Origin of the sequence: Mesorhizobium sp. M1227 (assembly GCF_040318315.1) — a bacterium.
In the GTDB taxonomy this organism is placed as follows: Bacteria; Pseudomonadota; Alphaproteobacteria; order Rhizobiales; family Rhizobiaceae; genus Mesorhizobium.
Genome location: NZ_JAMYLZ010000027.1, coordinates 17,007 through 26,221 on the forward strand (window position 1 = coordinate 17,007; position 9,215 = coordinate 26,221).

Consider the following 9,215-nt stretch of genomic DNA (forward strand, 5'->3'; position numbering starts at 1 on the left):
AGGAGTCATTCTTCCCCGCGCAGCGCCGCCATTCCACTACCGCCTTGTCACGATAGACGGCCGCCGGGTTTCCCAGCCTTCCCGTTCCAGTTCCGGCACGCTGTGTTCCTCCGAGGGATAGCCGATGCAGAAGTAACCGATCAGCGTCCACTCCGGCGGCACATCCAGGATCGTCGCCATCTCCGCCGGATCGAGGATCGAGACCCAGCCCATGCCTATTCCTTCGGCCCGCGCCGCCAGCCACATCGTGTGGACCGCCATGACAGCCGAATAGTCTATGGTGGCCGGCATGGTCTGGCGGCCGAGCCCATGTCCTTGCTCGGTTGCGCGGTCGGCGAAAACCGCAAGCTGGCAGGGCGCCTCATTCAGGCCGGCAAGCTTCAGGCGCGAATACAGGGCGGCGCGTTCACCGCAAAAGGTTTGGAGTGCCTCCGCGTTGCAGCGCTCGAAGCAGGCCCTGACGGCGGCGCGGCATGCTTCGCTCTCGGCGACGACGAAGCGCCAGGGCTGGCTCAGCCCGACGGACGGCGCGGCGCTGGCAAGCTCGAGCAGCCGCTCCAGCGCTCCATCGGGGAGCGGCGTCGGCTTGAACCGCCTGACGTCGCGCCGCCACAGGAAAAGGTTGGCGAGCGCAGCGCGAAAATCGGCCGGGAACTCTGGGTTTGCCGTCATGGCGCGCTGCCTTTGTTGTGATTGCCCGGTTCGCCGGATGTTCGTCTTGTTTGCTTCGATCCAGGCACTGATGAGGCGCTTCGAGCGACACTTCGTCTACCCGCATTGTCGCATTTCGCCGGCTGGCAACTTGCAGCTAAGGCCGGACGACATCCCTGCCGGCAACGCCGTTGGACCTCGATCGGCAAAACAAAACCCGCCTCGGCAGGCCGGGCGGGCGTCGGTGCGAATCATCACCATATCGAGATTAGTAGCATAGCTGCCGGCACAAAGCAAGAACAAAATGTGGCGCCTCCGATAAAAACTGCCGATTTCAACTCTCGAGCGGGGCGATCGCTGCCGCCGCGACGTTGCGGCCGAGGCCGCCATGCAGATCGAGGCATCGTTCGAACCATTGCGCCACGACGTCGCTGTCGTCGAGCAGCCGGTAGGGCGTGGCGATGCGCGCCCATTGCAGCGCGCCGAAAACGATGTAGTCGGCAAATAGCGGCGACCGGCCGCCGATGAAGGGCTGATAGCCAAGCATCGAGCGCAGCGGCTCCAGCGAGGCGCGGAAGCCGGCGAGCCCGGCGTCGCGGGTGGCGTAAACCGCCTCCAGGGGCTTGCCGAAGCGCTGCTCGCGGTTCTGCCGGAAATAGGCGGCGTTCGCCTCGTCCTGCATAGCGTGCAGGTCCAGTATCGCAGCGGTGGTGACGTAGGGATGGATGGTCAGCTGCGACCAGCGTTCGATGAAGCGCGCCGTCGCCTTGCCGCCGTCGCCGGAAAACAACGTCGGCCGCTCGGGATAGGTCTCCTCGAGATAGAGCGCGATGGCGAAGGAATCGGCGACCACCGTCTCGCCGTCGCGGATCACCGGAACGAGCTTCGAGACGCCGCCTTCCACCTTCGGCACTTCGACGAAACGGGTCGGCACGCTGGTGATGTCGAGCCCTTTGTGGGCCAGCGCCATCGCCGCCTTCCAGCAATGTGGGCTGAATGGGCGGGCGGCATCGCGTCCGACAAGGTCATAGAGCAGAATGGTCATTGGCGGCAGCGTCCTTGCAGTCTAACTATGCCCGAAACGGACCCGCGCAGGGGGTCTCGCAGGTCGGGAGAAAATGAAACAGCATTTCAGGATGTTTGCGGCCTACAATCAATGGGCCAACGGCCGCATCTACGATGCCGCCGCCGATCTCGACGAGGAAGAGTTCGACCGCAATGTCGGCGTCTTCTTCGGTTCGATGATGGGAACGCTCAACCACCTCCTGGCAGCCGACCGTATCTGGATGAAACGCTTCACCGGCGAGGGCGACGCGCCGGCAAGGCTCGACACGGTCCTGCACCGCGCCTTGCCAGGCTTGCGGCTGGCGCGCGAGGCCGAGGACAAACGGATCATCGACTGGGTCGACGGCCTGAGCGACAAGGCGCTGTCGGGCCGCTTCTCCTACATGACCGTCTCGGATATGCGCACCGTCTCTCAGCGGCTGGCGCCGGCGCTCGACCACTTCTTCAACCACCAGACCCACCACCGCGGCCAGGCGCATGCGATCCTGACCATTCTGGGCAAGCCAAGCCTCGGACTGGACCTGACGATGTTCCAGCGCAGCGAGGAGGGCAGGGCTTTCGCCTGAATCTGGGGCGGCTGGTGACGCGGACGGTGGATAGAGGACAATCTGCCGAGATTGCAAAACGCGCCGAAACATTTTATGGAGCGGACGGTCGTGAGGGCGGCCGCTTCAGCAGCATTCAGCAGCAACAGCGAGAATTGGCACGCATGCCCAATGAACCCTTGCGCCTCGTGGCGTTCTTCGCCGTGGTCCTGGCGCTTCTCAACTCCGGTTATTATTTCCACCAGGGCGACATTGTCGCGACCATCTATTTCATGATCGGCGCCATTCTTGTGACCGCGGTCACCCGGATGAGCATCAGACGGCAGCTGATTTAGGACCGATCTCCTTATCTGGCCGCCATCTCGACGGCTGGTTTCGCTTCGACTGCGATCGAATTGAAGCAAAGTCTTAGGACTTCGTTTGCGCTGTTGCTTCAAGGTAGCCGGCTGAAGCAGGAGCAAAAGCATGCAGATCGATTTGTCCCCGACGAGCTGGGGCAGGGTCGTGGCGGTTACCGTCGCGGGCACGGCAGTCTGCATTGCAGCCGCATTCCTCGTCGATTCCTTCAATTTCCCGTATTTGTCGCCGGAAGCGCTGTGGCGGGCGCAGCTCACAGACCTGCTGCTGCCGCTTGTCCTGGCCAGCTCGTTCTTCTTCTTCCTCATGTGGAAAATGCGCCAGCTGGCGATCGCGCAGAAGGTACTGGCCGTCGTCGCGGCGACCGACAGCCTGACGGCGGTATTCAACCGGGGTGCATTTTCCATGCTCGTCGAGGCCTATCTCGAACAGGCCCGCAGCCATTCCGTCGTAAATGCCGGAGCCTTGCTGATCGTCGATGCCGACCATTTCAAATCCGTCAACGACCGCCTCGGCCACGACTGCGGAGACCAGGCGCTCAAGCTGATCGCCAGGACAATCCAGGGCCAGCTGCGCGGCGCCGACATCGTCGGCCGGATCGGCGGCGAGGAATTTGCGGTTTTCCTTCCCGGCGCAGATCCTTCGCAGTCCTGGCTGGTGGCGGAGACAATTCGCCGGCGCGTCCGTGAGGCGGAGTTCTCGCCTGGCGGCCGGCCCTGTCCTCTCTCGGTCAGCATCGGCGGCGTCGCCTTCAGCGGGCCGACCACCTACGCCGAGATGTTCGTGGTGGCGGACAAGCACCTTTACAAGGCCAAATCGAACGGCCGCGATCAGGTCAGTTTCGAAACCGCGGCAGCGGGCGACCCGCCGGGCGGCGGCCCGATGACGGTCCATTGATGGTCGTTTCTGTCAGGCGGCGTAGCCGCCGAGGCCCCGGGCGACCGGCTTGACCGAGACCGCCGGCTGGGCGGCCGGCCAGAGGATGCCTGCCGTTACGGCAAAGGTGATCAGGGCGTCGCGTGCCGCTTCGGGCGAGATATCGCCGGCACGTGCCGCCTCGCAGGCCTTCACCGCGGCGCCATAGCTCAGCCGGCGGCGCGAAGGCGGGAACTCGGTCAGGAATTCGTGCATCTCGGAGAACGAAGCGATCGTACGCTTGTAGCCGGCGCCAACGGTTAGGGCGACCGGGGTGGAAAACGTCCTGTCGTGCATTCTGGCCTCTCGAATGGGCGGAGGTCACGGCGGACGCCGTTCTCCGGTCTGGGGGTCGGGCAGAAACGCGGATCACGGCGCGAGGTTCCATGTTGCCGGGATTGTTTTTTCGCCGGCTCCGGGAGCGGTCGCCGGGCGAGCAGCGCCGACGTCGAGGCGGGTGCCTATTTCCACATGCCGCGCATGCGGGCGCCGAGGTCGACACGTACCTGCGGCTGGCGGCGCGGATCGTCTCTGGCCTGGACGCTGGCCCATGCCACCTGCTCGAAGGCGCCGAGGATCGAGCGCGGGATGAAGCGCGTGCGCGAGGCATAGACATGGCGGTCGCCGCGCGCCGCCTGGCCATGGACGAAAAAGCGATGCGGCATGACCAGGTGCAGGGTGTCCTTGGCCCGCGTCATCGCCACGTAGAGCAGCCGCCGCTCCTCGTCGACATCCTCCTTGCTGCCGACGCCGAGATCGATCGGGATGCAGCCGTCGACGGTGTTGAGCACGAAGACGTTCTTCCACTCCTGGCCCTTGGCCGAATGGATCGTCGAAAGGATCAGATAATCCTCGTCGCGGTGTGGCGGGCCGGCCTCGTCGCTGGTCGCGTCCGGCGGATCGAGTGTCAGCTCGGTAAGGAAGCGCTCGCGCGACGCATAGCCGGAAGCGATCTGCTCGAGCTGCAGGAGATCGGCCCGGCGCGTCGTTGCATCCTCGTGGATGCGTTCCAGATGCGGCTCGTACCAGAGCCTGACCTGTTCGATGTCGGCCGGCCATTTTTGCGCGCCGGCGCGCAGGCCGCTATAGAGCGCGACAAAGCCCGGCCAGTCGTCGGCGGCACGCTGCGGCGGCCGATAGCGGGCAAGCCCCATCGTCTCGTCAAGCGAATTTGCCATGGTCTCGACGATCGCATTGGCGGCCGAAGGGCCGATGCCCGGCAGAAGTTGCAGCACGCGAAAGCCGGCGACGCGGTCGCGCGGGTTTTCGGCAAAGCGCAGCACGGCCAGCATATCCTTGACGTGGGCGGCATCGAGGAATTTCAGCCCGCCGAACTTGACGAAGGGGATGTTGCGGCGCGTCAGCTCGATCTCCAGCGGGCCGCTATGGTGCGAGGCGCGAAACAGCACCGCCTGTGCTTTGAGAACGGTGCCGGCCTCGCGTTCGGTGAGTATCGCCTGGCAGACATAGCTCGCCTGCTCGGTCTCGTCGCGCACGCTGACCAGCTTCGGCTTTTCCGCCGATTTGCGCTCGGTCCAGAGATTTTTGGTGAAACGCTCCGACGCTTCGCCGATCACCGCATTGGCGGCGGTCAGTATCGTCTCGGTCGAGCGGTAGTTGCGCTCCAGCATGACGACCTCCGCCGGCTGCGCGAACTGCTTGGGAAAATCGAGGATATTGCGCACTTCCGCGGCGCGGAACGAATAGATCGACTGCGCGTCGTCGCCGACCACCGTCAGCCCCGATCCGTCGGGCTTGAGCGCCGTCAGGATCGATGCCTGCAGCCGGTTGGTGTCCTGGTATTCATCGACCAGCACATGGTCGAAACGCGCACCCAGATGCGCGGCGATTTCCGGCTCGCCGGCCATCTGCGCCCAGTAGAGCAGCAGGTCGTCGTAATCGAGCACATTCTGCGCCTGCTTGGCCTCGACATATCGGGCGAACAATTGCTTCAGCTGTTCGGCCCAGCCGGCGCACCACGGGAACACCGAACCCAGCACCTCGCCGAGCGGCGCCTGTGCGTTGACGGCGCGCGAATAGATCGCCAGGCAGGTGCCCTTGGTCGGGAAGCGGGCTTCGGTCTTTGAAAACCCAAGCTCGTGGCGGGCGAGGTTCATCAGGTCGGCGGAATCCTCGCGATCGTGGATGGTGAAGGCCGGATCGAGACCGATCTCCAGCGCATAATCGCGCAGCAGCCTGGCGCCGATGCCGTGGAACGTGCCGGCCCAGCTCAGCGCATCGGTAATCACCGAGGCATCGCGCCCCAGCACCTCGCCGGCGATGCGCTCGACCCGCTTGGCCATTTCCGCTGCGGCACGGCGCGAAAATGTCATCAAAAGGATGCGGCGCGGGTCGGCACCCCTGACGATCAGATGCGCGACCCGGTGCGCCAGCGTGTTGGTCTTGCCGGAGCCGGCGCCGGCAATGACCAGCAACGGTCCGGCGATCTTGCCGTCGCCATGTTCGACGGCAAGCCGCTGCTCGGCGTTGAGCTTCGCCAGATAGGCCGGCTGGAAGGACGAATCACGGGCGGCGAGGTTCATCGCCCATCAAGCATCGTTTCTGCTTTGTTCGCAACGGTTTGCGGAGCCGGAATAGGGCCCGTGAGCGAAGAAGCCTTGCGGGCAGGCCTGTCGACTAACGCTCGGGCTCGACGCCCATCCTTGCCGATTGCCGCCGTAGCGCCTCGCGATCGTCCTGTGGCGGTGGCAACAGCAGCGGATCGAAATCGTCGGGCACCTCATCGATCACTTTCTTGGCGACGCGATAGGCAACATAGACGATTGCCCCGGCGATGAGCAGACGGATCATGCCATCCTCCATTGATTGTGGAGCAACCGGAGACGCGGCATTTTGTTCCCAGGCCCCTGGCGAATGCAGGAACGACACCGGCCGCGCAACCAAATCGCCGACGCCTCGTTGTCGGGCGAGAGGAGACTGCGATGAAAAAGCGCTCAATCCTGCTGCTTATGGCAGCTCTGACTGTTGCGGGTTGCGACAACAATATCCAGCCGACCAAGGCCCCTGGCGACACGGTCGATCAGAACCCGCAGGTCGACAAGAATCCGGTGCCGAAGTCGACGACCGGCGGCGATCAGCCCGGCACGCCGCCGAAACAATGACCGCCTCAAATGGCGTCGGCGCCGGTCAAGGAAGGTGGCCGGCGCCGCTTGGGAGGAAGCTGATGGCGCCGGCCAGGCGGAGATCAGGCCCGCCGCACATCCAAGGATAGCCGAGTCTTTCCGCAGCGTCATGGTCGATAGCGTACAGACGGCACACCCCTGTGGACAAACCTGCCGGCCACAGCAGCGTTTGTTCATCACATAGTTCGTTCTTCCCATGGAACAAACCAGGCTGCTGCGTGTTTGGATGTCGATCGGACGCTCCCAAGGCCGCCGTTCACGAAAGAGCCCGCTCTCCTTGTCCCCCCTCAGGATAGCGGGTTCTTTTTGCGTTTTGCGGGAAGTCGCGGCGCGCGGGGTCGACATCACCAGCTTTGTCGGTTTTCGCGGCTTATGCGGCGAACCGGGGCTCAAGCCCTTGCGAAGCATGGTTGTCCCGTGCAAAAGCCCGGCCATGCTGATCATCAACGACCTTTCGCTCCGTATGGCCGGACGCCTGCTTCTCGACCATGCCTCGCTGACCTTGCCGGCCGGTAGCAAGGCTGGCCTTGTCGGCCGCAACGGCACCGGCAAGACGACCCTGTTCAAGGCGATCACCGGCGACCTCGCCTCCGAGACCGGCTCGATCAGCCTGCCCAAGAACACGCGCATCGGCCAGGTGGCGCAGGAAGCGCCGGGCACCGAGGAGCCGCTGATCGAGATCGTGCTCAAGGCCGACCTCGAACGGAGTGCGCTGCTCGAAGAGGAAAAGACGGCGGCCGACCCGCACCGCATCGCCGACATCCACATGCGGCTGGCCGATATCGATGCGCACTCGGCCGAGTCACGCGCGGCCACCATTCTCGCCGGCCTCGGCTTCGACGATGCCGCGCAGCGGCGCCCGGCCTCGTCCTTCTCCGGTGGCTGGCGCATGCGCGTCGCGCTGGCCGCCGTGTTGTTTGCCGAGCCCGATCTGCTGCTGCTCGACGAGCCGACCAATTATCTCGACCTCGAAGGCACGCTGTGGCTGGAAAACTACGTGTCGAAATATCCGCATACCGTGCTGCTGATTTCGCACGATCGCGACCTGCTCAACCGCGCCGTTAATTCGATCGTCCATCTCGACCAGAAGAAGCTGACCTTCTGGCGCGGCGGCTACGACCAGTTCGAGCGCCAATACACCGAGCAGCGCGAATTGCAGGAGAAGGGCCGCGTCAAGCAGGAAGCCGCGCGCAAGCACATGGAATCCTTCGTCGAGCGCTTCCGCGCCAAGGCATCGAAGGCGAGGCAGGCGCAGTCCCGCATCAAGGCGCTGGAGAAGATGAAGCCGATCGCCGCGATCGTGAACGACACGGTGCGGCCGTTCTCCTTTCCGGAGCCGGTGAAGGCGGTGGCCTCGCCGATCATTGCGCTGAACAACGTCAATGTCGGCTACACCGAGGGTGCGCCGATCCTGAAGAAGATGACGCTGCGCATCGATGCCGACGACCGCATCGCGCTGCTCGGCGCCAACGGCAACGGCAAGTCGACCTTCGCCAAGCTTTTGGCCGGCCGGCTGAAGCCGGAGACCGGCAGCATGACCGTGGCGCCCGGGCTGAAAGTGGCAATCTTCGCCCAGCACCAGCTCGACGACCTCAGGCCCGATGAAAACGCCTATGAACACGTCCGCCGGCTGATGCCGGACGCGCCGGAATCCAAGGTGCGCGGCCGCGTCGCCCAGTTCGGCCTGACCACCGAAAAGATGAATACCGCGGCCAAGGATCTGTCCGGCGGCGAGAAGGCGCGGCTCCTGATGGGCCTGTCGGCCTTCGAGGGGCCGAACCTTTTCATCCTCGACGAGCCGACCAACCATCTTGATATCGACAGCCGTGAATCACTGATCCATGCGCTGAACGATTTTCCCGGCGCGGTCATCCTGATCTCGCACGACCGCCATCTGCTCGAAGCGACCGCCGATCGGCTTTGGCTGGTCAAGGACGGCGCGGTTAATCCGTATGACGGCGATCTCGAGGATTACAAGACACTGGTCACCGGCGTCTCCGGCGACCGCCGCGGCAAGCGCGAGGCGGAAAAGGCGTCGAAGGCCGACCGCCGCCGCGACGCAGCCGCGCGCCGCGCCGCCTTCGAGCCGCTGGCCAAGGAAATCCGCGCCACCGAAGCGCTGATGGACCGCCTCCGCAAGCGCATCGACCTGATCGAGGACGAACTCGCCAACCCGGCCGTCTACGAAAAGGACCCGTCGACCGCGACAAGGCTGGCCAAGGAGCGCTCACAACTTGCGCAACAGCTGGCCGGCCATGAGGAAAAATGGCTGTCGATGTCGGCGGAGTACGAGGAAGGCACGGCGGAGTAGGACGATGTCGACAAAACTTTGGATCGAAGCTGCCAAGGTTTTGGTTGTCAATTCCGAAGCGGTCGTAAAATGCCCTGAGTGTGGAGACGGCAATCTGCTGGTCATCGACGCCGGAGCCGGATCATCGCATGTCGAGCGCCACATACATTGCCCGAAATGCGGCGCCTACAACGCCTTGCTCAAGCGCATTGATGGCGGGTAACTGGCCCTACACGCCGCCGCCATAAA

General features: G+C 64.2%; 11 protein-coding genes. 6 read left to right on the top strand and 5 right to left on the bottom strand.

All coding sequences use genetic code 11. From position 1 onward, the window contains the following. Positions 1 to 36: 36 nt before the first annotated feature. Both bluB and NKH28_RS24910 read right to left on the bottom strand, forming a co-directional pair. On the bottom strand, positions 37 to 672 hold the full coding sequence (gene bluB, locus NKH28_RS24905) for a 5,6-dimethylbenzimidazole synthase (RefSeq protein ID WP_352617690.1): 636 nt from the start codon (positions 670 to 672) through the stop codon (positions 37 to 39). 313 nt (positions 673 to 985) lie between these two features. Then, entirely contained in the window at positions 986 to 1,696 is a 711-nt protein-coding gene (locus NKH28_RS24910) for a glutathione S-transferase family protein (protein WP_352617693.1), read from the bottom strand. A gap of 73 nt (positions 1,697 to 1,769) precedes the next feature. Here NKH28_RS24910 and NKH28_RS24915 point away from each other — a divergent pair, with 73 nt between their 5' ends. The 3 genes from NKH28_RS24915 (at position 1,770) to NKH28_RS24925 (ending at position 3,515) form a co-directional block, all read left to right on the top strand. After that, complete coding sequence (locus NKH28_RS24915) at positions 1,770 to 2,282, top strand: DinB family protein (RefSeq protein WP_352472607.1); 513 nt, start codon at positions 1,770 to 1,772, stop codon at positions 2,280 to 2,282. A 14-nt stretch (positions 2,283 to 2,296) separates the two neighbouring features. Beyond that, positions 2,297 to 2,596, top strand: coding sequence for a hypothetical protein (locus NKH28_RS24920; RefSeq protein ID WP_352617699.1), 300 nt, complete (start codon positions 2,297 to 2,299; stop codon positions 2,594 to 2,596). A 130-nt stretch (positions 2,597 to 2,726) separates the two neighbouring features. After that, positions 2,727 to 3,515 (top strand): GGDEF domain-containing protein, encoded by a 789-nt coding sequence (locus tag NKH28_RS24925; RefSeq protein ID WP_352472609.1) that lies wholly within the window; start codon positions 2,727 to 2,729, stop codon positions 3,513 to 3,515. 12 nt (positions 3,516 to 3,527) lie between these two features. Here the strand turns inward: NKH28_RS24925 and NKH28_RS24930 are convergent, their stop codons facing one another. From NKH28_RS24930 to NKH28_RS24940, 3 genes are all read right to left on the bottom strand, one after another. Then, the gene (locus NKH28_RS24930) at positions 3,528 to 3,830 is read right to left on the bottom strand and encodes a DUF982 domain-containing protein (protein WP_352472610.1); all 303 of its coding nucleotides are present in this window, start codon (positions 3,828 to 3,830) and stop codon (positions 3,528 to 3,530) included. A 164-nt stretch (positions 3,831 to 3,994) separates the two neighbouring features. Beyond that, positions 3,995 to 6,076: an ATP-dependent helicase gene (locus NKH28_RS24935; RefSeq protein WP_352980646.1), complete on the bottom strand. Its 2,082-nt coding sequence runs from the start codon at positions 6,074 to 6,076 to the stop codon at positions 3,995 to 3,997. 94 nt (positions 6,077 to 6,170) lie between these two features. Beyond that, a complete protein-coding gene (locus NKH28_RS24940) occupies positions 6,171 to 6,344 on the bottom strand; it encodes a hypothetical protein (protein WP_023677660.1) in 174 nt (57 codons plus the stop codon). Between the two features lie 131 nt (positions 6,345 to 6,475). On the opposite strand from NKH28_RS24940, the gene NKH28_RS24945 reads away from it, so the two are divergent. The 3 genes from NKH28_RS24945 (at position 6,476) to NKH28_RS24955 (ending at position 9,189) form a co-directional block, all read left to right on the top strand. Next, complete coding sequence (locus NKH28_RS24945) at positions 6,476 to 6,655, top strand: hypothetical protein (RefSeq protein ID WP_023677659.1); 180 nt, start codon at positions 6,476 to 6,478, stop codon at positions 6,653 to 6,655. A 454-nt stretch (positions 6,656 to 7,109) separates the two neighbouring features. Continuing rightward, positions 7,110 to 8,987, top strand: a complete 1,878-nt coding sequence (locus tag NKH28_RS24950) for an ABC-F family ATP-binding cassette domain-containing protein (RefSeq protein ID WP_352617706.1) — start codon at positions 7,110 to 7,112, stop codon at positions 8,985 to 8,987. A 4-nt stretch (positions 8,988 to 8,991) separates the two neighbouring features. Next, complete coding sequence (locus NKH28_RS24955) at positions 8,992 to 9,189, top strand: hypothetical protein (RefSeq protein ID WP_352541645.1); 198 nt, start codon at positions 8,992 to 8,994, stop codon at positions 9,187 to 9,189. The last annotated feature ends 26 nt before the right edge of the window (positions 9,190 to 9,215 follow it).